This is a genomic window from Gemmatimonadales bacterium (assembly GCA_019637315.1).
GTDB lineage: Bacteria > Gemmatimonadota > Gemmatimonadetes > Gemmatimonadales > GWC2-71-9 > SHZU01.
Genome location: JAHBVU010000019.1, coordinates 1 through 22,013 on the forward strand (window position 1 = coordinate 1; position 22,013 = coordinate 22,013).

The 22,013-nt window shown below is 67.8% G+C and carries 15 protein-coding genes; 9 read left to right on the forward strand and 6 right to left on the reverse strand.

Annotated elements, in window-relative coordinates; all coding sequences use genetic code 11:
* A partial coding sequence (locus KF785_14650) for a hypothetical protein (GenBank protein MBX3148002.1) occupies nucleotides 1-602 on the reverse strand: 602 nt, incomplete at its 3' end.
* Nucleotides 603-782: 180 nt separating this feature from the next.
* Between KF785_14650 and KF785_14655 the strand changes: the two genes are divergently transcribed.
* From KF785_14655 to KF785_14690, 8 genes are all read left to right on the forward strand, one after another.
* The gene (locus KF785_14655; GenBank protein MBX3148003.1) at nucleotides 783-1,577 is read left to right on the forward strand and encodes an SDR family oxidoreductase; all 795 of its coding nucleotides are present in this window, start codon (nucleotides 783-785) and stop codon (nucleotides 1,575-1,577) included.
* Nucleotides 1,578-1,580: 3 nt separating this feature from the next.
* On the forward strand, nucleotides 1,581-2,516 hold the full coding sequence (locus KF785_14660) for a proline racemase family protein (protein MBX3148004.1): 936 nt from the start codon (nucleotides 1,581-1,583) through the stop codon (nucleotides 2,514-2,516).
* A 308-nt stretch (nucleotides 2,517-2,824) separates the two neighbouring features.
* Nucleotides 2,825-4,726: an ATP-binding cassette domain-containing protein gene (locus tag KF785_14665; GenBank protein MBX3148005.1), complete on the forward strand. Its 1,902-nt coding sequence runs from the start codon at nucleotides 2,825-2,827 to the stop codon at nucleotides 4,724-4,726.
* A gap of 77 nt (nucleotides 4,727-4,803) precedes the next feature.
* A complete protein-coding gene (locus KF785_14670) occupies nucleotides 4,804-5,475 on the forward strand; it encodes an outer membrane beta-barrel protein (GenBank protein MBX3148006.1) in 672 nt (223 codons plus the stop codon).
* Nucleotides 5,476-5,586: 111 nt separating this feature from the next.
* On the forward strand, nucleotides 5,587-7,428 hold the full coding sequence (locus KF785_14675) for a hypothetical protein (GenBank protein ID MBX3148007.1): 1,842 nt from the start codon (nucleotides 5,587-5,589) through the stop codon (nucleotides 7,426-7,428).
* Nucleotides 7,429-7,568: 140 nt separating this feature from the next.
* Nucleotides 7,569-8,231, forward strand: a complete 663-nt coding sequence (locus KF785_14680; GenBank protein MBX3148008.1) for a TetR/AcrR family transcriptional regulator — start codon at nucleotides 7,569-7,571, stop codon at nucleotides 8,229-8,231.
* Nucleotides 8,228-10,354, forward strand: a complete 2,127-nt coding sequence (locus tag KF785_14685) for an alpha/beta fold hydrolase (GenBank protein ID MBX3148009.1) — start codon at nucleotides 8,228-8,230, stop codon at nucleotides 10,352-10,354. The genes KF785_14680 and KF785_14685 overlap by 4 nt, the downstream gene beginning before the upstream one ends.
* A 69-nt stretch (nucleotides 10,355-10,423) precedes the next feature.
* Entirely contained in the window at nucleotides 10,424-11,206 is a 783-nt protein-coding gene (locus KF785_14690; GenBank protein MBX3148010.1) for an isoprenylcysteine carboxylmethyltransferase family protein, read from the forward strand.
* A 7-nt stretch (nucleotides 11,207-11,213) separates the two neighbouring features.
* Here KF785_14690 and ggt read toward each other — a convergent pair whose 3' ends face one another.
* Nucleotides 11,214-12,887 (reverse strand): gamma-glutamyltransferase, encoded by a 1,674-nt coding sequence (ggt, locus tag KF785_14695; protein MBX3148011.1) that lies wholly within the window; start codon nucleotides 12,885-12,887, stop codon nucleotides 11,214-11,216.
* Between the two features lie 136 nt (nucleotides 12,888-13,023).
* Between ggt and KF785_14700 the strand changes: the two genes are divergently transcribed.
* Nucleotides 13,024-14,928, forward strand: coding sequence for a CocE/NonD family hydrolase (locus tag KF785_14700; GenBank protein MBX3148012.1), 1,905 nt, complete (start codon nucleotides 13,024-13,026; stop codon nucleotides 14,926-14,928).
* Nucleotides 14,929-15,011: 83 nt separating this feature from the next.
* Here KF785_14700 and KF785_14705 read toward each other — a convergent pair whose 3' ends face one another.
* From KF785_14705 to KF785_14720, 4 genes are all read right to left on the reverse strand, one after another.
* Nucleotides 15,012-16,202: a hypothetical protein gene (locus KF785_14705; GenBank protein ID MBX3148013.1), complete on the reverse strand. Its 1,191-nt coding sequence runs from the start codon at nucleotides 16,200-16,202 to the stop codon at nucleotides 15,012-15,014.
* Between the two features lie 125 nt (nucleotides 16,203-16,327).
* The gene (locus KF785_14710) at nucleotides 16,328-18,832 is read right to left on the reverse strand and encodes a hypothetical protein (protein MBX3148014.1); all 2,505 of its coding nucleotides are present in this window, start codon (nucleotides 18,830-18,832) and stop codon (nucleotides 16,328-16,330) included.
* Between the two features lie 126 nt (nucleotides 18,833-18,958).
* Complete coding sequence (locus KF785_14715) at nucleotides 18,959-20,980, reverse strand: hypothetical protein (protein MBX3148015.1); 2,022 nt, start codon at nucleotides 20,978-20,980, stop codon at nucleotides 18,959-18,961.
* Between the two features lie 77 nt (nucleotides 20,981-21,057).
* The gene (locus KF785_14720) at nucleotides 21,058-21,975 is read right to left on the reverse strand and encodes a hypothetical protein (protein MBX3148016.1); all 918 of its coding nucleotides are present in this window, start codon (nucleotides 21,973-21,975) and stop codon (nucleotides 21,058-21,060) included.
* Between the last annotated feature and the right edge of the window lie 38 nt (nucleotides 21,976-22,013).

The following is a 22,013-nucleotide window of genomic DNA, read 5'->3' on the forward strand; positions in this document are numbered from 1 at the left end:
CGAGTTGCGACCCGAAGGCCGAGGTTGAGACTGTGGTACCGGGTGCCCTCACCGAAGCCCCGGGTCCAGGTAAACTCAGGCCCGAGATCCAACTTGCCGGTTCGGACGAGATAGCCGATCGACGCCGCCGCCGTCGCGGCTACGTCCCGGCTGATTGGACTGCACGTCATGTGGCACACGGTGCCGCCCGGCTCCCGCATCACGCCGGCCGCGAGCGAGAGAGGAATCTGCCGACTGCGGCCGAGCCGCAGCTCGAAGCCGGCCGTGGCCCATTCCACGTTCGCGCCGTCCGGCGCACGTAAAGCGCTGACGTGAATCATCGATCCGAGCCGGTCCGTGTGAGACAGCGTCACCTTGGCCCCAACCGACGCGCCCCAGTACCAGTCGGCATAGGTTGATCCTCTGGCCGACCGGTAGCTCGATCGGAGCGCGGCTGGTCCGGCCGTCAAGCTGAGCCATGACGGCGTGTCCGGCTCCGTCGACTGTGCCCGCAGCACGCCAGGTGCGAAGAACGCGGCAACAGTCGCTGCCAGTAGCACGGCGCAGCAGGTTGTCGCTCGGCACGGTTGCCCGCCGCGGTCGTGCGGTGATGGTTTCGTCATAGAGCGAAGGTACGCCTTTGCCCCCGCTCGGTGCTGTGATCCCGGTCACCGGCGCTCAGTCCATCCGGTCGGAGTGGTTCTGACTCGACGCGAGTTTATCTTCTTCCCCTTCTCGAGGGCGAGTGAGCTCCGGCATTCCCAGGCCGGGGTCGCCCCTCTTCACCCGGAATACCAGGACCAATGGCGCGAGAACTCGAAGGCAAAGTGGCGATCGTAACCGGCGCAGGGTCGGTCGGCGAGGGTGTCGGCAACGGCAAGGCGACGGCGATTCTCTTCGCGCGCGAAGGCGCCAAGGTGCTGGCCGTCGACTACAACCCGGCGGCCGCCGCCGAGACCCAGCGACTGATCCAGGCCGAGGGCGGGGACTGCACCGTCCACCAGGCCGACGTGAGCCTGGCCGCTGCGTGCCAGGGCATCGTCGACGCCTGCCTAACGACCTACGGCCGGATCGACATTCTACATAACAACGTCGGAATCGAGCTGGCCGGCGGACTCGCCGAAACCACCGAAGCCGACTGGGACCGGACCCTGACCGTCAACCTCAAGAGCATCTTCCTGCTCTGTAAGGCCGCGATCCCGGTCATGGTAGCGCAAGGCAGCGGGGTGGTCATCAATGTGTCGTCGATCAATTCGATTCGGACGCTTCCCGCGTTATCACTCGCCTACGCCGCCTCGAAGGCCGGCGTCAACGCGCTCACCCGCGAGCTGGCCATCGAGTATGCCAAGACGGGGGTCCGGGTCAACGCGATTCTCCCCGGGATGATGAACACGCCCTTCGTGCGCGCCGCGCTGACCGAGGCCTACGGCGGCGACATCGCCGAGATGACCCGGTTTCGCGACGCCCGCTGCCCGACCGGGAAGCAGGGCGAGTCGTGGGATGTCGGCAACCTCGCGGTGTTCCTCGCGTCCGAGAAGGCGAAGTACATCACCGGCGCCGAGATGGTCGTGGACGGGGCCCAGACCCTCAGGATCTAGCCGATGATGATTTCGACGATCGACACCCATACGGCCGGCGGCCCGACCCGCATCGTGCTGGACGGTTTGCCGCCGCTGACTGGCGCGACGGCCGCAGAGCGCATGGGTGTCTTCCGAACCGAGCACGACGCGATTCGGAAGTTCCTGCTCAACGAGCCGCGCGGTCATCGCGGCATGTACGGCGCGGTGGTCAGCCCGTCAGATGATCCCGAGGTGGACCTGTCGGTCTTTTTCATGACGACCGGCGGGTATCTCCCGACCTGCGTTCACGGCTCGATCGGCGTGGCAACCGCAATGCTCGCCGAGGGGAGGCTCCAGCCTCGGCCCGACGGTAACCTGTACTTCGACACCCCGGGCGGACGAATGCCGCTGACCCCGCGGTATCAGGGCGGTGCCTTGGCCGCGATCTCGTTGCGGACTCAACCAGGGACGGTCACTCAGCCCCAGGTCGAGCTGGACGCTGACGGCGCCCAGATCGTGGCCTCGGCGGTGTTCTGCGGTGTGCCTTTCCTCCTCGTCCCCGCCGATCAGACTGGCAAGGCGGCAGTCCAGGACAACCTGGCGTTCTTCGTAGACCTCGGGGTGCGGCTGCTCGCCCAGGCGGGGCCGAGCTACGTCCTGGCGCTGTTTTACGAGGCGCTACCGGGTGGAGGGTTCCGCGATGTTGTCATCGGACGGACCGGTGGCATCGATCGATCGCCGTGTGGCGCCGGTGTCGGCGCGCTGGCAATCCACGAACACGTCGCGGGCCGCCTTCCGGTCGGTGCCGAGCTGACGGTCACGGGGCTCATCGGAACTCAGTTTGCGGTCCGCGTGGTGAGCGCCGACGCGGGCGGGGTGACCCCCGAGATTTCGGGGAGCGCCTGGGTCACCGGCACCCATCAGTTTGTGCTGGCCGAGTCGGATCCGTTGGCGGAGGGTTTCGATCTGGGCCGGTAGCCGGCGGCCGCCGCTCAACGCCCTGGGCGTTGAACTCGGACAACGGATCTTTGAAGTCGGGGAGTATCGGTGCCTGCCGGTGACCACTGCATGCCGAGACAAGTCAGGGTCCAGACGGCTTCGATCCGCTCTTCCCGGGAATAGCGCAGCCACTCCAGGTCGGTGAGCGGTTGAGTTTCCCCCGGACGTACGACGCGGCTAACGATATGGCGATGGGAACGAGGGGTCTCGGCCATGTCGCAATATAGTGATTGGGCCTCGGCTGCAGCCTGTGCCATCCTGTCGGTTCCGTCCCCTTATCTTCGGGCATGCCTGCTCTGAGTTTGCGCGAAGTAACCGTAGCGTTCGGTGGTCCCCCCCTCCTCGAGAACGCCAGCTTTGTGCTCGATGAGGGCGAACGTGTCGCTGTCCTGGGCCGGAACGGAGCCGGCAAGAGCACCCTGCTGAGCCTGCTCGATCGAACCCTTCCCCCGGACAGCGGCGAAGTCATCCACCGGTCCGGACTCACGGTGGCGCGGCTGGGGCAGAACATCCCGACCGACCTCGATGGCTCGATCTACGACGTCGCCGCCGGCGGACTCGGCGATGCCGGCACCCTCCTGGCTCGCTACCACGAGGCCAGCCACGCAACCGCCGCCGGCGACGAGGCCGCCCTCGAACGAATGGGCCGGCTCCACCACGAACTCGACGCCCGCGATGCCTGGCAACTCGGGACCCGGGTTGAGACCGTGCTCTCCCACCTCGGCCTCGATCCGGACCTGCCGTTTCGCGCCGCCTCGGGCGGACGCCGTCGTCAGGCGCTGCTGGCCCGCGCCCTGATTCGCGAACCCGACGTGCTGCTGCTCGACGAGCCGACCAACCATCTCGACGTCGACGCGATCGAGTGGATGGAGAACTATCTCATCGAGCGCGGCAGCACCCTCGTGTTCGTGACCCACGATCGCGCCTTCCTGCGCAGACTCGCCACCCGCGTCATCGACCTCGATCGCGGCCGCCTGGTCGACTGGGCCGCCGACTACGATACCTACCTGGCGCGCAAAGAGGCCGCCCTCGAGAACGAAGAGCGCGAGTGGGCCCTCTTCGACAAGAAGCTCGCGAAAGAGGAGGCCTGGATCCGTCAGGGCATCAAGGCGCGCCGCACCCGCAACATGGGCCGAGTCCGTGCGCTCCACGCCTTGCGCCAGGAACGCGGCGCTCGGCGCGAGCGCGTCGGCACCGTCACCATGCAAGCGCAGGAAGCGGAGCGCTCCGGCAAGCTGGTGATGGAGACGAAGGGTGCCGGTTACACCGTGGCGGGCCGGACCATCATCTCAGGGCTCACCACCACGATTGCCCGCGGCGACCGGATCGGCCTGATCGGGCCCAACGGCTCCGGCAAGACGACGCTCCTCCGCCTCCTGCTCGGTGAGCTGGCGCCGAGTGACGGTACCGTGCGCCATGGCACCGGGCTCGAGATTGCCTACTTCGATCAGCTCCGCGATCAGCTCGACCCCGAGCGCACCGTCTTCGACTCGATCGCCGGCGGCGCCGAGTTCGTGGATATCGGCGAGAATCGCCGTCACGTGCTGGGCTACCTGCAGGACTTTCTCTTTACTCCCGACCGCGCTCGCACCCCGGTTGGTGTGCTGTCGGGCGGCGAGAAGAACCGGCTCCTCCTGGCTCGGCTCTTTACTCGAAGCTTCAATTTCCTGGCGCTCGACGAGCCGACCAACGATCTCGACATCGAAACGCTCGACCTGCTGGAGGAGCTGCTGCTGGCGTTCAGCGGCACCTTGCTGATCGTGAGTCACGACCGTGCCTTTCTCGACAATCTGGTGACGAGCACCATGGTACTCGAGGGCAACGGCATGATTGGCGAGTATGCTGGTGGTTACACCGACTGGCTGCGGCAGCGTCGAGCGCCAGCAGCGCAGATCGCGGTGGCGCCCGCCAAGCCGGCTGCCGCGAAGCCGGAGCCGATGCCGCCCAGGCGTCGCAAGCTGAGCTTCAGGGAAACCCGTGAGCTGGAAGGGTTGCCCGATCGGATCGATGCCCTGGAGCAGGAGCGCGACGAGCTCTATCGCTCGCTGGCCGACGCTGAGTTCCTCAAGAACGGATCCGCGACCGCCGCGGCCAAGGCGCGACTCACCGCCATCGACGGCGAGCTCGCCGCGGCGGTCGCGCGCTGGGAAGAACTCGAACTGCTGGCGGCGAGCCTCCAGGCTCCTTGACGGGGGCGTCCCCTGGCACCGGACCGGGTGGGACGGGCGGGTCACGATTGGGTTCGGGCGGCTTCCTATCTTGGGGCATGACTACTCGTAACCGTTGCGATGCACGCATCGCCAGCCGCCTTGCCGCCGCCTTCGTGTTCGCGGCCGCTGCCCTCGCCACCTCGCAGGCCCCTGCCGCCGCACAGATCACCGTCGCCGGCGGCTACACCTATATGCCTGGCCGGATCGGCGATGCCCGGTCGGAGCACGGCCCGACGCTCCGTCTGGACTTGCGCCTCGTCTCCAACCGGTGGGCCCGGCTGTCGGTGGAGGGTAGCGTCGATCGACTGAATCAATCGCGGATCCAGGGCGGCAACGACGCGTGCCTGCTGCCTGGCAACGTGGTCGGGCGGTGCAACCTGGATATTCGGAATCGCGATCTGGTGCTGACCGGGGCAGTCGTGACTCGGTTCGGTCCGCAGGGGTCGGGCGTCAATCCGTATCTGCTCGTCGGCGCCGGGGTCACCTCCGTGCGGACCAAGCTGGATCAGGTCGGGACCGATAACGCGGGCAACGTGCTGCCCAACTTTACCGTCTCGGGCACCTCTACCGATGGCGGCCTCGTGGCCCCGCTCGGCGCAGGCGTGGCCATTCCATGGGGTGGTCGGGCCTTCACGATCGAGGCACGGGCTACCCCGATCCTCCACAACTACTCGGGCGGGCCCCAGTTCAACGTGATCCCCAGCCTGACGGTCGGGTTGCGGTTCTGATCCCGACGCCGCCACCGCGGTCGCCGGCATCCAGCCGGCGGCGCGGAGCGGCTGATCCACCGGTCTCCACCCGCTGGCGCCGCGCGGCTGGCGGCGTATCTTCTCGCCACCATGTCCTGGCTGCTTTCCATCCTCGTAGGCTTCCTCGCGGCGGCCGCCGGCGGCGTCATTGCCGGCGCCATCGCGTCGGGGGCGGTTTCCTGGTACCGGATCTCGAGCTTCGAAGGCGGCTCCGGCTACTTCGTCGTCGGCATGATCATCCTCGGCCTGATGGCCGGCCTGCTGATCGGTGTGATCGGCGCCAGGATCGTGGCCGCCGGCCCGAATCCCGGCTTCCTCAAGGCGCTGGGTGTCGGGGTCGGTGTCGTGGTCGGTCTGGGCGTTCTGATCGGTGGGGCGGCCCGGCTCCTCGCCGACGTACCGCCGACGGTTGGCGGGCAGGAGTTGCACGTCATGGTCGAGGTTCGCTGGCCCGAGGGTGAGCCGGTTCCGGACCCGGAGAGCACCAGGGCCCGGATCGCGCTCGGCTCGGTCAGTGGTGCTCGGGTGCTGCGCGGGTCCTCGGATGGTCCGCTCTGGCTCGGCGACGTTCGACTCGAGGAGGGGCGGCAGGTCGTGCCCGGTGCGGTCGAGCTGTTCACCGAGCGCGGCAAGCGGGTCATCGACATCCAGGTCGGCGACTCGAGCCTCGCCGGTTTTCTGCTGCCGATACCGCGCCGGCCCGGGCGGAGGCACTTCGAGTGGAGTCCCTGGTACCCGACGCCGCGCGGCGGATCCGAACCGTGGCCCCCGCACAAGTTCTCGATTCGCTACCGGATCCAGCCGCGCGACCAGCCGGTTCGGGTCGATCGGATCGGTGACTTCGAGGTGGCCACGATCGCATGGGGATTCTGGGCCGAATCGGGGGGGCGCCTCGCCGCCAGCGCCGAGTACCTGATCAGCCACCGCGGCCAGCCGGTGGATTTCGCGGTCGACACGGCCAGCAACGGACCGGTGCCGGGCGCTGCGCATCGAGCGCAAGCTGTCGGAGTCGTCGTCGGCGCGACCCCGGCGCTGGTGGCGGCTGTACCCGGCAGGGCAGCGTCCCGGCACTGCTATCTGGTGGTCCCGGCCGGCGACTCGGCGCGGGTCGAGCGGATCGGCCCCTGCGGCTACACGGTCGATGCCGATCTGCTGACCTCCGATACGGCACAGTTCTGGGCCCACCGGTCCCGCACGACGGTGCGGGGGACGATCGACCGGGTCACCTATCGCGAGCCCGGTCGCTATCAGGTGGGCGACGCGGTGCTCGATACCCGCCGCCTCACGATCCAGCCGCTGCCGCAGTTTCCCAGCGAGACCAGTCAGCCGTCGGACGTTCCGCCGCTCGGCATTTCACCGGATGAGCGGAGCCTGGTGCGCTTCGTCTATCATGGCTATTCGGTCAGCACGACGGTGTTGCTCGACGTGGATCTGGTGGCGGGCACGGCGACGATGTTGCCGATCGACCGGAATCGGATGCGCTACGCCGAGGGAAGCGAACTCGACCCCGCCTGGGTGCTGCACCACTTCGAGTGGGTCCGCGGCGCCGACGGGATCGATCGTCTCAGGGAGCGACCGAACTTCACGCCGCTACCCTATCGGGGTCGGATCTCCACCGCGCACGACGGGGGGCACTACTACACCTTGAAGCCGGCCGGCCAGGCGCTGGCGGACGCGGTGGTCGAGTTCCTGGTTGCGGAGCTGGGAGGGACGGTGCTGCCTCGCGGGGAGTACGCCACCTGGGACAAGGTCCGGATTGGCGAGCGGACCGTCAGCGTGATGGCTACCGGCAGCGCCGCCGAGGCATACGTGATGGTGTCGCTCGAAATCGGCGAGAAGGACCCGGCTCTGATTCCGGACGTGGCGCGTCGGTTCGATGCGGCGCTCGCGACCGGCCGGTACGACGCGCTGTTCGGCGTTCCCGAGTCGTGAAGGCTTGACGGCCTGCGAGGGAGGCCTTAGCATATCTCAGAATTAGTCAATTGACTAAATCGTACGACTAAGCAGAGCCAACCGGGGGCACGAATGGCGACGATGCGGGGCGTTTCTGGTGCCCGGAAAGCAGTGCGAGGATGACCAGCCACTCGGAGCGGGCCGCCGCCGCGCGGCAGGACACCGAGCAACGGTTCCTCGATGCCGCCGAGCGGCTGCTGGTGGAGGTCGGCTACGCCGCCATCACGACGCGTCGCCTGGCGGAAGAGACGAGGGCCAACCAGGGCCTGATCCACTACTACTTCGGCTCGATGGAGGAGCTCCTCCTCCGCGTGCTCGAGCGCTTCACGGAGCGGCTGGTGGCGCGGCAGCGTGAGATGTATGCCTCGCCGGCGCCGTACCTCGAGAAGTGGCGCACGGCGATGCGCTACCTCGACGACGACCGTCCCTACCAGAAGATCTGGTGGGAGCTGCAGGCCATGGCGTGGAATCGGCCGGAGTTCCGCGAGCGGGTGGCCCGGGTGCAGGCTGCCTGGTGCGATGCGATGCGGCCGGCGGTCGCTGAGGCGGTTCGGCGTTACGGGCTCGAGGGTCCGCTCTCGGCCGACCATTGGGTCACGCTGGTGGTCGCGCTGAACGAGGGGATCATTCTGGAGCGGCTCTCGGGCACCCGGCGCGGCCACGCGGAGCTGCTTGCTGCGATCGATGCCTGGCTGGTCGCGCTGGAAAGTGGGGTGCAGGCGTCGCGGCCTCCCGGGCTCCCGGCGAGCGAGGGGAGCCGCGCCACCGCGAGGACTCGATGAGGGCCGTCGAGCCGGTTCGGGCCGGGTACGCCGAGCGCGAGGGGGTACGCCTCTATTACGAGGTGTTCGGCGAGGGCAGCCGCCCGACCCTCTTTCTGCTCCCCACCTGGTCGATCATCCATTCGCGGCAGTGGAAAGCGCAGGTACCATACCTCTCGCGCCACTTCGGCGTCCTGACCTATGACGGACGCGGCAACGGCCGCTCCGACCGACCCCAGACCCCCGAAGCGTACACTGCGGCAGAGTACGCCCGGGACGCGCTGGCGGTGATGGACGCCGCCGGGACGGAGCGCGCCGTGCTGGTCTCGCTGTCGATTGGTGCCCAGCATGCGCTCCGGCTGGCGGCGGACCACCCCGAGCGAGTGGACGGGATGGTCTTCATTGCCGCGACCGTTCCGCTTGCCCCGGGACATTCCGTGCGCAGCGCCCACTCCTTCACCGAGCCGCTCGCCACCACGGAAGGGTGGGCGCGCTACAATGCCCCGTACTGGCGTCGTGATTTCGTCGGCTTCCTCGAGTTCTTCTTCTCGCGGATGTTCAGCGAGCCGCATTCGACCAAGCAGATCGAAGATTGCGTGGCCTGGGGGCTCGAAACGGATCCCGAAACGCTGATCGCCACGGCCCGGGCTCCCTGGCTCACCGAAGCGGAGACGCTGGCGCTGTGCGGCCTGGTTCGCTGTCCAGTGCTCGTGCTGCACGGCGACCAGGATGAGATCAGTCCGCCCGCTCGCTCCGTGGCGCTGGCCCATGCCACCGGAGGGGCGCTGGTTACCCTCGAGGGCTCCGGCCACGGTCCCCACGGGCGCGACCCGGTGACGGTGAACCTTCTGGTGCGAGACTTCGCCGGGAGCATCGCTGCGCATCAGGATGCGCAGCCGAGTGCTGCGCCGCCGCCCGCAGTCTGGCGGCGGGCGCGGGCCCGGAAGCGGCGGGCGCTCCTCGTGTCCTCACCGATTGGCCTGGGCCACGCGCGCCGGGGTCTCGCGATTGCGAGGGAGCTCCGCCGGCTGGTGCCGGACCTCGAGATCGACTGGCTGGCGCAGGACCCCGTGACCCGCGTGCTGGAGGCGGAAGGGGAGCGGATCCATCCCGCCAGTGCGCACCTGGCCAATGAGTCGCGTCACATCGAGAGTGAGTCGGGCGAGCATGACCTGCACGTCTTCCAGGCGTGGCGGCGCATGGACGAGATCCTGCTTGCCAACTTCATGGTCTTCCTCGATCTGGTGCGTGCGGAGCCGTACGACCTCTGGATCGGCGACGAGGCGTGGGAACTCGACTACTACCTGCACGAGAATCCCGAGCTCAAGACCGCGGCCTACGTCTGGCTGAGCGACTTCGTGGGATGGCTGCCCATGCCGGACGGCGGGGAGCGGGAGGCCGCACTCACGGCCGACTACAACGCGGAGATGATCGCTCAGATCGCGCGGTACCCGCGGGTCCGCGACCGCTCGATCTTCATCGGCGACGCGGACGACATCGTTCCGGAGCGCTTCGGCCCCGGCCTGCCGTGGATCCGCGAATGGACCGAGGCGCACTTCCGGTTCTCCGGCTACATCGGCGGTTACGACCCGGCCGAACTTCCGGAGCGCAGCCGGCTTCGTGCCGAGCTGGGCTACGGACCTGACGAGCAGGTCTGTCTCGTCACGGTGGGTGGCTCCGGCGTGGGACGTGACCTGCTGGCGCGCACCGTCGCGGCCTTCGACGAGGCGCGCCAGCGGGTGCCGGTGCTCCGGATGGTGGCGGTTGCCGGCCCGCGGATCGACCCGCGTGGTTTCGGGGAGCGGGAGGGACTCGAGGTCCTTCCCTATGTGCACGGACTCTATCGCCACCTGGCGGCGGCCGACTTCGCCGTGGTGCAGGGTGGGCTCAGCACCACGATGGAACTCGTGGCGGCCGAACGACCCTTCCTGTACGTCCCGCTGCGGCATCACTGTGAACAGAACTTCCACGTGCACCACCGGCTGCTGCGCTACGGCGCCGGTCGGAAGCTGGATTTCGACGAGGCGTCGCCCGCGGCCATCGCGGAGGCGATTGCGAGTGATATCGGCCGCACCGTCCGCTACCGACCGGTCCGGTCCGGTGCTGCGCGGCGAGCGGCAGAGATCATTGCCGAACTGCTCTGACTGAAGGCTTTCGGGCGGGAGCCGGTTCGTCCCGCCGTGTCTCCATACTCCTTCGACCGGGAGGCTCTGATGCGTCGCACTCTCTACCTTGTCTACGGGCTGGTCGCCTACGCGCTCTTCTTCGGCACCTTCCTCTACGCCATCGGATTCGTTGGCAACCTGGTGGTGCCGAAGTCGATCGATTCCGGTACGCCGGGCTCGCCGATGGCCGCGTTCCTGGTCAACGCCCTCCTGCTCACCCTCTTTGCCGTGCAGCACAGCGGGATGGCGCGACCCGGATTCAAACGCTGGTGGACCCGTCTCGTGCCCGAGCCGGTCGAGCGCAGCACCTATGTGCTGCTCGCCAGCCTGACGCTGCTCGCCCTCTTTGCGTTCTGGCGTCCGCTCCCGCAGGTGGTCTGGGACGTGGGCGGGGGTACCCTTGCCGGCGCGGTGCTGCTAGGCCTCTTTGCGCTGGGTTGGCTGATCGTGCTGCTGTCGACGTTCATGATCGGGCACGCCAACCTCTTCGGCCTCGAGCAGGTCTGGACGAACCTGCTTGGTCGGATGCGCGGCGACGATCAGTTTCGGACGCCGCTGCTCTACGGACTGGTGCGTCACCCGATCATGCTGGGCTTCCTGATCGCGTTCTGGGCCACACCGGTCATGACGGTTGGGCACCTGCTCTTCGCGGTCGCCACGACGGGATACATTCTGATCGCCACGCGGCTCGAGGAGCGCGACCTGATAGCCCATTTCGGCGATCGCTATCGCGAGTACCGGCGCCGGGTCCCTGCGTTCCTGCCCGTGCCGCGGGTCGGGCGTCATGCCGAGGTCCGGGACGGGGAACGGGGACGGGCCGGCGCGAGCTGAAGGGGCGTCAGTAGCCGGCCGCCACGCCGTCCCGGCGCGACTCGGTGCCGCCGATGTAGCCGCGCTCGCTCCGCATGATGGCCTGGGCGCCGCCGAAGAAGACCGGCAGGCCGTTGAACACCGTCTTCGAGTCGAAGCGCTCGTGACCCATCGCCATGAGCCGGGCAATCACGTCCGGCCGGATGGCCGACTCGAGCGCGACCGAGGCGCCGCGCACGTGATTGAAGCGCGGCGCGTCGATGGCGGCCTGCACATCCATGCCGAAGAGCAGAATGTTGAGCAGGATCTGGATGTGGGCCTGCGGCTGCTGCGCACCGCCGACTACGCCGTAGCTCATCCAGGGCTCGTCCTTGCCGTCGGGGCCGATCCTGGTGACGAACCCCGGAATGATGGTGTGACGCGGCCGGCGGCCGGGCGCCACGGTGTTCGGCTGCCCCGGTTCGAGGCTGAAGCCCACGCCGCGATTCTGGAGCGGAAAGCCAGTGCCTGGCACGACCACGCCCGAGCCGAAGCCGCCGGCCACGCTCGTGATCAGGGAGACCATGTTGCCCTCGGCGTCGGCGGCGGTGAGGTAGGTCGTGTTGCCACTGCCCGGGATCGCGCCATGCGCAGGGCCGGCCGAGGCGCGGGCCGGGTCGATCAGTGCGCGCCGAGCGGCGATGAACTCGTCGGTCAGCAACTGCTCGGCTTTGACGGTCATGTAGCGCGGATCGCCGACATAGTGATCGAGATCGGCATAGGCGAGCTTCTTCGCTTCGATCAGGTGGTGGAGGTAGGGCGCCGAGTTGTGACCCATGGCGGCAAGGTCGTACGGCTCCAGGATCCGGAGCATCTCGAGCGCGGCAATGCCCTGACCGTTAGGCGGCAGCTCCCAGAGCCGGTAGCCTTTGAACGGCACTCCGACAGGGTTGATCCACTCCACCTCGTGGCGGGCAAAGTCCTCGACCGTCAGGAAGCCCTTGAGCGACTGAATGCCGTCGGCGAGCTGGCGCCCCAGCGCGCCACCGTAGAACACGGCGGGGCCCTGCGCCGCGACGGTGCGCAGGGTCCGAGCCAGGTCCGGGTTGCTGAACCACTCGCCAACCTTGGGGGCCCGGGTGCCGTCGATCAGAAGGTTCTGCCGTGCCCCAGGGTCCTGCCGGATCGGATTCGCCATGACCTCCCACTCGGCCGCGATCATCGGACTGACCGGAAAACCGGCCTCCGCCAGCGCCACCGTCGGTGCGATGGCGTCAGCCAGCGAGATCGTGCCGTAGCGCGAGAGCAGCGCCTGCCAGCCCGCCAGCGCGCCCGGCACTGTGATCGTCTCTGCGCCGATGCTCGGCATCCGGGTGTGGCCGCGGCGCTTGAGCTCTTCGAGCGTCATCAACGCGCCGGCCCTGCCGCTCGAGTTGAGGCCGACCAGCCGCTGCTCCTTGGCCGACCACATGATCACGAAGAGGTCGCCGCCGATGCCGCTCATCATCGGTTCGACCAGCCCGAGCATCACGGCGGCAGTCACGGCCGCGTCGACCGCGTTGCCGCCGTTCTGCAGGACGCGGAGCCCGGCCTGACTGGCCAGCGGCTGCGAGGTGGCGACGATGCCGTTAGGCGCATAGACCGCGGCGCGAGGCTGGGCGACCACCGGGGCAGCCACGGGGGCGGCCAGCACGAGCGAGGCGGCAATGAGGTATCGAGTCATTCGCGCAATCTAAGCGGGTGGTGGAATCACGACCTCGAAGCGGGTAGTGGGTCCACCCACTACCTCGAAGCGGCGCTCCTTGCGTTGTCTCGCCGACGCCGTAGAATCAACGGTCTCCCCTCCAGCCGAGAACCGGATGTTACAGCGCAGTCTTGCCGCCGTTGCGGTGTTGATGCTGGCCGCTTGTGCGCCGCGTGGCGCCGACGAGAACGCCGGCCGCATCTCCACCTTCGGACAGTATCAAGGGTACGACGAGCCGCGGTTCACCGAGTGGGTCCGCACCTCGGAGTACGTCACGGTGCGAGACGGCACCCGCCTCGCGGTCGACGTGATTCGCCCGGCGGTCAACGGCCAGGCGGCGGATGGCAAGTTTCCAGTTGTCTGGACTCACTCGCGCTACCACCGTGGTACGCCCGAGGCGGCGGCCGTGCTGGCGAGTCGCGACGTGCGGAATCTCGGGTCGAAGGCGCGGGCTAGCGAGGAATCGCTGGCGCGCCGCAACGCGCCGTCGATGGTCGACGTCAATCCGACCCTGCAGCGGCTGGTGCGACACGGCTATGCGGTCGTCGCCGTGCAAGTGCGCGGCGGCGGTGCCTCGTTCGGCCGGTACGAGGGGCTCTTTTCCCCGACCGAAACGCGCGACGCCTACGATGTGATGGACTGGATGGTCAAGCAGCCCTGGAGCGACGGCAATCTCGGCATGTTCGGCGGCTCCTATCTCGGTATCACGCAGTACATGGCGGCCAGCACGGCGCATCCGGCGCTCAAGGCGATCTTTCCCATCGTGGCGGCGTTCGACATGTACAACGTGGTGTACGAGGGCGGGATCTACCGCGAGAACACCATGCAGCACTGGGGCATCCTGACCCACAGCCTCGACAAGGTCTACCCCGAGCCGCCGGTCGATGCCGACACGAGTGGCGCCTTGCGGGCCGAAGCGCTTGCCATGCACGAAAAGAACTGGGACGTGGTCGAGCAGTATCGTCGCGCGGTCAATCGCGACTATGACGCACCCGACTTTGCCTGGTCGCGCCATGATCCGGCTGGCGTACTCGATGCCATTAATCGGGCCGCGGTGCCAGCATATCACTTCGGCGGCTGGTACGACATCTTCGCCAGGGACGAGATGCTCTGGTTTGCCAACTACAAAGGCCCCCAGCGGGTCACCATGGGCGGCTGGGCCCATGCTGCGCACGACAGCATCGTCAACCTCGAGTACGTCCGGGTCCTCGGTGCGGAGCAGCACCGCTGGTTCGACCGCTGGCTCAAAGGCATTCAGAACGGCGTCGACAGCGGCGCACGAATCAACTATGCGCTGATGCTCGACCCCGGCAAATGGGAATGGCGCTCGGCCGATGAGTGGCCGGCCAAGGGCGTCAGTAATGTCGAGTACTTCTTCGGCGGCGGTGGGTCCGGCAGCGTCAAATCGGTCAACGACGGTGTGCTGGCGACGGCGGCCTCAGCCGCGGGGAGCGATCGGTACCTCGTCGACCTGACGACCACGACAGGCACCGCGAGCCGCTGGGACAACGCAGTCGGGCAGGGACCGATGCGTTATCCGGACCTGGCCCCGAACGAAACGAAAGCGCTGACCTACACGACGGAGGCGCTGGCTGCGGATCTCACGGTCGTCGGTCATCCGGTGGTGACGCTCCACGTCAGCTCGAATCAGAGCGACGGTGATTTCTACGCCGTGCTCACCGAGGTCGACAGCGCCGGGGTCTCCCGCTACGTCACCGAGGGCATTCTGCGGGCCTCGTATCGCGATACCACGACGCCGCCATACGATTATCTCGGTTTGCCCTGGCACCGTGCGTACAAGGCGGATCGGAAGCCGCTGACCCCAGGTCAGGTCGTGACGCTGCAATTTCCGCTGCATCCGACTGCCACGGTGTTCAACGCCGGCCACCGGCTCCGGGTCACGATCATGGGCGCCGACGCCGACAACACCGAGCGGCCGCCGGTGCGGGGTCGCCCGACGGTAACGCTGCATCGCGGCCCCGAGCATCCGTCGGGCATCCGGCTGCCGGTGATGAAGTGATGGTTGCCGGGGCGATCGGCGGCAGGGTGGTGGGCGCTGAGACCGATCGTGTGTTGGATACTGACCCGGCCCGCGCCGTCAGCTCAGGCTGAGGCGCGCGTGCTGGGCGCTTCGTTGAGCAGCCATGCCAGGGCGTAGCGGTTGGCTCGGTGGTCGCCGGTGGGTAGCGTCGTTGCCCCGAGCCGTGTGGTAATCGGGTGGCGCTCACTCCGAGTGCTCAGGTAGCGGAGAGCGAAGGTGACGACGTCGGCGGCGGTGTAGGCCGAGCGGCCGCGGAGCAAGCGCCTGAGCTGGGCCAGGTCGCGACCGCTCGTGACCAGCCCGACGGCAAGGGGCGGCGTCGGCGACTGCCAGTGCCGCCCGCGTTCGCCGCCTTGGCCAGCGGTCGGACTCGCGTGGTCGGCTTCCTCGCACCAGGCAAAGAGATTGCGGATATAGATGCCCGCCGCCGCGGAGCGACACTGCGCGTTCGCGCAACCCTTGCTTCGCACGCCTTCGGTCCAGTAAGGAATCCCGCGCTCGCCGAGCTGGCTCAGCCTGCAATCGTCACCTTCCTCGGGCAGGCCGCAGTCGACCACCACGCCATCGACCGGGCTCGCATCGAGGGTGCTCTCGATGGCCCGGGGGCCGACGATTGGTATCAACCAGGGACGGAAGGCGCGTTGCCTCGGCAACGGCCCGAGCTGCCGCGGGTCGAAGGAGACTGTGTCGGGGCCGATGACCGGGCCGCGGGTCGGCAGTTTGATCGATACGAGCTCGTGCTGAGCCAGGCGCTCGAGGGCATTGCGGAAGCCGCGTGGTAGCTGGCCCTGGATCAGCACGGCGTCGACCCCGGCCAGGATGGCTCCGTACAGGACGGCGAGATTCGGCACTCCCTCGCCGATGGTGAGCGAGATCCCGACAGGAGCGTCGTGACCTTCCTTGGCGAGCCCGACCTCGACGAAGGCGGCCAGCGCCGCCAACCCTGCGGGGTCCGTACTGGCGGCACGGCGGCAGGCCGCGAGCAGGCTTTCTCCGGTGGCGGCGGGCCGACGACCGGCAAAACAACTCTGCTGAACCCTGGTGGCCAGGTCATGGTATGGAAAGTCGGCCATCAGCCGACGAATCCGTCCACCGGGGTCACCAGCCTGGAGGTGCCGGATCAGGAAAGCCTCCACATGATTGCCGGAGACCACCCCGAGTTGCCCGGCCCGTGATACCGCGCTGGCCAGGCGCCAGCCAGCGGCGCCATCGGGGCCCTGGATGATCCGAGGCAGGTTCAGTCGAATGCTCATGGGCCAATGCTAAGGCTCGGACCATGAGATTCCCGTGAAGGCGGGGTGAACCCCGGCCGGAGTGGGCGCCGGGCCGCTTGCGACCAGGGCGCAATCGGCTGACTCCCCGGGCGCGGCGGCGATGGCTAGCCCCAGTTGGTGCCGAACGAGCAGGGCGGGGCCGGTGCCGGGCTGCCCTCCCAGATCTGCCGGGCATAGAAGCGCAATGTTATGGCGGGCGAAAACCCCGAGACCCGCGCCCGAACGGTGCCCCGCGCCCACCCCGAGTTGCTGACTTCCATCATCATGAACACGAGCATCTGGGTCCCGAAGATGTTATCCAGGACACTGCCGCCGTAGTTGCGCGAGAATCCGGAGGGCCCTCCGGGAGACTCGGACGCGCTGCCGATGTAGACCCGCGCCTCGAGCTTGGGCGAGTGGGTCGTGTCGGCGGGAAAGAGCGGCAGTGCCTTGGCAGACGCTCCCTGCCCAGCTGCCGTCACCACGAAAAAGGTGCCGAACTGGCGCCCCGTGTTGGGGGTCAGCAGCGAGAGGAAGCCGTCCCTCGGGGTGGCGACGACCTTGTTGACCTGAGCGAGCCACCGCCCATACGCACTGGCCTGGGCGCCGCTGAAACTGTTGCTCGGACTGTCGGCCTCCATGGCAACGCACTCCATCCGCCAGTGGTACCCCTCCTGAATCGTGATCAGGAGGGAGTCGGCGGCCAAGCGGGTTCCCGCGGCGTCGAACAACTCGACCTTGGGACGGTAGGCGCCTCTCACGGGGAACCGGTGGATGACCGTCGCATCGGCGAATCCGGTTTCGATGGGCGCGACGTGAGGGCCGAAGCTGAAGCGATACTTTGATCCAGGTCCTCCGAGGCCCTCGTTGACGACCGACCAGGTGATTTCCTGCCCGATGATGGCCTGGAAACGGTCTCGGTTGATGCGGAAAGGAACTCGCTCGACGTCGACCATGGTGAAGTGAGAGTAGAGCCACTCACCGATATTGGGGTCGTCGTGGGTGACGCGATGCGTCATCCCGAACCGGTGAGCGCCGAGGCTGACCGGAACCTTGACCCCGGGCAGGAGATCCTCGCGGTCATCACCGAGGAAATCGCCCTCGACCTTGTAAGCTCCGGTAAAGACCCGATCGGGATGGGTGTTCGCAGGGCCGCGAGACACTTTGCAATCGCGACAGAGGGTTCGGAAGGTTAGATCGGTGCTCGCGGTCCTGATACCGCTGGTGACCGAACGCCAGAGCGTGTCGACCGGGTCGCGATACTCGAGCCCGACCGGGTGAAACAGATTGTCGCCGATCGTCTTGTTCTCCAGTTGCTCCCAGAGCGCTGCGAACTTGGTGTTGTCGACCAGCGCGCTGACGCCCATCACGACGAGTCGCGAGTATGGTTCGGCAGGGCGCTCAGCGTGCTGCGCAAACTGAAACGGTGTCACGTTCTCGGTGCTGAACTCGAGGATCCGCTCCTGGCCCGGGACGTTCGGGTCCGAGACATAGATTCTGCCGCCGGTCGTGTTCGGCTCGATCGCCTGCGCAACGATCGAGTGTCCTCCGGTCCAATCGGCCCGGTAGATGCCCAGCGCCTGGGCCCGCCCGGTCGTGAGCATGGCAAGCGCCAGCGCCTCGGATTGCGTGATCACCCACGCCGGGCCGCCGAACGTCGTCCCGGCCTCGGCTGTCGTTTCCTGAAGGATCTGGGCGATGATGCCGGGCCTGGCTCCGTCCCAGTCACCGGTTCGCTGAACCACGGATGCCAGCCGAATGCCCTCGGGGTTGTCCACCTCCAGGGTCGCGACCTCATCGTAGAGACCGTTGAGTGCGCCGTGGCTGGCCTTCCTGGTGTAATGGTGGTGGAGTGCCGAGAGCGTCGACCCCGCGCAGAAGCCTCCGGGAGCGAGGACTGAGCCGCGGTTGATGAAGTCCCAGTCATCGACGCCGGGCGTGAACGAGGTGCGTATCAGGGTTCGGAGGTCGGCGAGCGATGCCCCGATCAGGATGATCTCGACTTCGCCGGTGGGCGGCACGACGGCCGCAGCCGGGCGGAACGCCGAGCTGCTCGTGGTCGGGATGACCATCTGGGCGGCCGAGAGGTGTTGGGTGACCAGGCCGAGCGAAGTGTCGGTGCGCGCCGCCAGGGGGATCAGCTCCAGCGTTCCGGTGCTCGGGTCGCGGAAGAACGCGGCGACCGCCGAGTCACTGCCGATCCGTGCCGGGACGAAGAGCCGAAACGGCTTCGCGGCGAAGGCCTGCCCGTTGCTGATCCGGATGGTGGACCCGATCTGCCGGGTCCGGGCCGGCAGGGTCGGTCGGACCTCCTTCATTTCGCTTACCGTCCACTGGGTCCCGGTCGTGAATGCCCCCGCAGGCACCGTGATCCTGAGCCCGGCAAGCGGGCTGCCCGTTTTGGTAACCGTCAGAGTCCCGCCTCCGGCACCGAGCGGCGCGTCGAGCACCACGTCGATGGGGCTTGGTGGCGGCGGTGGCGGAGGAGGAGGTGGTGGTGGCGGCGGTGGTGGCGGCGGGGCCGGCGGCGGCGCGGGCGGATTGGGCGTTACGGCCGGGTCGCCGCCACCGCAGGCGGTCGCGAGAACGGCCAGCAGCAAGACAGCGAGAAGTGCACGGACCGGGCGCATAGTGAATCTCGATTGAGAACCATGCTATACGCGCAAGCGGCCCGGGCGCGGGATCACCCGTGCAGCATCTGGCCCGGGAAGGTCAGTTCCTGGTTCGCGGGCCACCCGTCATCGGCCAGTGGGGCGCTAGTGCCGCGTCGCGTGAACCCAGTCCCAGTGATCGGCCGCGCGCTTCACGGCGCGGTCGATGTCATCCTCGAGCAGCATCCGTCGGGCTACCAGGCTGTTGGCGACTCGACGGGCCTGCGCAAGGTACGCATCGCGGTTCGGGTAGAGTGACGCGATGGCGGGGCGCGGATCCCGCGCTGCGGCGCGCGCGCGACCATCGACCGGAAGCGCCAGGTAGCTGCCCAGGATCCGGGTCAGCTCGGTGGTGTCGCCCGGCTGGCCGCGACGCAGGTTCCACGAGAGGTAACTCGCGAGCGGCGCCTCCAGTTCGACCGAGCGCATGCCCCCCACTTCATTGCCGAGCGAATCGACCTGGGGGACCAGCACCGGGAACGGTTTCGACAAGGTCGGCGGCTCGCGGTCGACGATGCCCTCGCGCCAGCGCGGCCCATAGTCGAGCCGATCGGGCTGATGCACCACGGTCGGTCGGCCCAGGTCCGGCACCGAGGGTATCGCGACCTTGTCGATGCTGACGAGATCGCCGCGGGCAAGGGTCGGATAGGCGCTGGGCAGCGGTTCCTTGCCGTCACGGACCCACTCGACCAGCCCGACCAGCAAGGCGCGAAGAGGCAGGCGGTAGTCGAGCGCCTGACTGCGATAGACCCGAGATCCCGGATGTCGGGTTGCGTCCGGCGGCGGGAACGGCCCGGGAACATGCTGGGCCGAGGTGAGCAGGTAGATCCGCTCGTTGGCCGGGGGCGCGAGGTCGCGAGCGCCATCCGGCGTGGTGTGAATCAACGACGCCGCGCGGCCCCAGTACTCGTAGCCCGAGTTGGTCTGGAAGACATAAGGCAGGTGCGCCCGATCGAACAGGTGCGAGTTGATGCCGTCCGTCACGCCAGTCTCAGGATCGGTGCTCGGCTCGCTCGTGAAGGGAAACAGGTCGGTCGGGAAAAAGAAGGCGTCGTAGCGATGCCCGTCACGCGATGGCTGCGCAAAGCGGTGGTTGAAGCTGCCCCGCCCGCCGCCGGCAACATGGATCAGCATGCCGTCGAAGACCTTGCGGCCGCGTTCGTCGGTGTTGAAGCCCTGGTAGAGGAAGTGGCGCAGCAAGCGACCGGTCTGGGAAATCCCGAAGGCCACTGCGTGGCGAGCGGCAAAGGGGCTCGACGGGTCGTACTTGGCGTGGCTCATCGCGTCGCGAATGGCGGCCAGACCCAGGCCCGCAACCCGAGGGTCCTGACTCCGATAGACCAGTTCGTAGATCCGGCCTGCCTCGAACCCCTTGGCGCGATAGATCCAGGCCGGGTCGGCCACCGGAGCACCGTTGACCTCGCGGGCAAAGCGCCACTCCGAGCGCGGCACCGTCTGGCGCGGCGCGTAGCGCCCGTCGCGTACCGTCAGCACATGCTGGTCGGAATCCGGATCGATCGCGGGATAGGCGACATGATTGCCATGCGCCACCGAGAGCGAGTTGACCGTGCGTGCCACCACCCAGTCCGCCCGGAGCACGCCCGTGATGGGCGAGCCGTCGGCGTTCCGCACCACCGGTACCTCGAGGCCGAGTCGATCGGCGTCGTCGGGAGGAACGTCGTGCTGCCAGCCGACCCAGACCAGGGTGAGCCCCTGTCGCAAGAGGAGCGCGTCGCCGACATCCTCGATGGTGGTCGGGCGCGGCGCCATGGTGCCGTAGTCGAGAACCTGAAGCAGATATTTGAGTCCGCGATTCGACACCTCGAACAGCGCGACGCCATTGGCCACCGGCTGCTTGGGGCGCAGCGCGGTAAAGTCGGCCCAGGCCTCGACTCGGCCATTCCGCCGCGGCGCCTTGTCGAGATCGACGATCCGCGCGTTGTATCGATTGGCCGGATCGAAGGCAAAGAGGATCCGTCCCTCGATCATCTCATAGGCCCCCGCCGCGCCGAACGATCGACCGCCGGCAACATCGGCTCGGCGGGTGATTTCGATACTGACGACCTCGGCAGCCGCCGAAGCGATCGAGGAGACGAGCAGCAACAGAAAGACGCGAAGCGCGCGCATAGGTGCCCTGGCCGAGTGAAAGGAATGCCTGCCGGAAACTAGAGAGAGTGCCGACCCCACGCGAGAGCAGGTGCCGCTTACGCCCGGGTTGCCGCGAGGCGCTCGGCCCAGACGGCCAGCCCGGGAGCATCGAGCCCGTCGGCGAGGACCCGGAAGTCAGGCGTGGCGCCGGTCCAGCGCAGTTCATCGACGTCGCGGAACAGCTCCGTGTCATCGCGCAGTGTGGCGAGCTGGCGGAAGAGCAGCGCCCTATCCCGTTCGGCCGCGAGGGTGGTCGCGAGCCGGGCCGCACCGCGAACGCTGACCGCCCACGCGGCTGGATCCGAGGGAATCGCCTCGATGTGGCCGTAGTGCGCCAGGACCGTCGCGGCGCTCTTCTCGCCCCAGCCGGGAAGGCCCGGGTAGCCGTCGGCCGTGTCGCCCACCAGCGCGAGCCAGTCGGGAATCGACGCCGGGGGCACTCCAAACTTTGCGACGACGCCCGGTTCGTTGCGCACCTGACGACGCATCCGGTCGAACTGAACGACCCGGTCGCCCACGACCGCTTGGCTCAGATCTTTGTCCGGGGTGCAGATCATCACCTGCGTGACGCGCGGATCGGCGGCCGCAATCCGTGCGGCCGAGGCGAGGCCGTCGTCCGCCTCGAGCTCGATCATGGGCCAGACCACGACACCCATCGAACGGAGCGCCGCCTCGAGCGGATGGAACTGCGAGAAGAGGGCAGGGTCGATGCCGTCGCCCGTCTTGTAGCCGGACCAGAGACTGTTCCGGAACGACTCGATCACATGATCCGTCGCAACGCCGACGTGGGTGGCGCCGCTCTCGAGGAGGCGGAGCACGGAGTTGAGCACGCCGACGGTGGCGCCGACCTCACGTCCGTCGCGGTCTGAGGCGGGCGGAACAGCGTAGAAATGACGGAACAATTCGAAGGTGCCGTCGATCAGGTGAACGATCATCCCGGAAACGTATCGCGATCGAGGTCGAAACGCTTCCACTCGTCAGACTCCGGGCTTATGCTACAAGCTTCACTCCG

Bases quoted from the DNA above. Each gene is read 5' to 3' on its own strand.
- KF785_14655 (MBX3148003.1), top strand. From the start codon at position 783: ATGGCGCGAGAACTCGAAGGCAAAGTGGCGATCGTAACCGGCGCAGGG.
- KF785_14660 (MBX3148004.1), top strand. From the start codon at position 1,581: ATGATGATTTCGACGATCGACACCCATACGGCCGGCGGCCCGACCCGC.
- KF785_14665 (MBX3148005.1), top strand. From the start codon at position 2,825: ATGCCTGCTCTGAGTTTGCGCGAAGTAACCGTAGCGTTCGGTGGTCCC.
- KF785_14670 (MBX3148006.1), top strand. From the start codon at position 4,804: ATGACTACTCGTAACCGTTGCGATGCACGCATCGCCAGCCGCCTTGCC.
- KF785_14675 (MBX3148007.1), top strand. From the start codon at position 5,587: ATGTCCTGGCTGCTTTCCATCCTCGTAGGCTTCCTCGCGGCGGCCGCC.
- KF785_14680 (MBX3148008.1), top strand. From the start codon at position 7,569: ATGACCAGCCACTCGGAGCGGGCCGCCGCCGCGCGGCAGGACACCGAG.
- KF785_14685 (MBX3148009.1), top strand. From the start codon at position 8,228: ATGAGGGCCGTCGAGCCGGTTCGGGCCGGGTACGCCGAGCGCGAGGGG.
- KF785_14690 (MBX3148010.1), top strand. From the start codon at position 10,424: ATGCGTCGCACTCTCTACCTTGTCTACGGGCTGGTCGCCTACGCGCTC.
- ggt (MBX3148011.1), bottom strand. From the start codon at position 12,887: ATGACTCGATACCTCATTGCCGCCTCGCTCGTGCTGGCCGCCCCCGTG.
- KF785_14700 (MBX3148012.1), top strand. From the start codon at position 13,024: ATGTTACAGCGCAGTCTTGCCGCCGTTGCGGTGTTGATGCTGGCCGCT.
- KF785_14705 (MBX3148013.1), bottom strand. From the start codon at position 16,202: ATGAGCATTCGACTGAACCTGCCTCGGATCATCCAGGGCCCCGATGGC.
- KF785_14710 (MBX3148014.1), bottom strand. From the start codon at position 18,832: ATGCGCCCGGTCCGTGCACTTCTCGCTGTCTTGCTGCTGGCCGTTCTC.
- KF785_14715 (MBX3148015.1), bottom strand. From the start codon at position 20,980: ATGCGCGCGCTTCGCGTCTTTCTGTTGCTGCTCGTCTCCTCGATCGCT.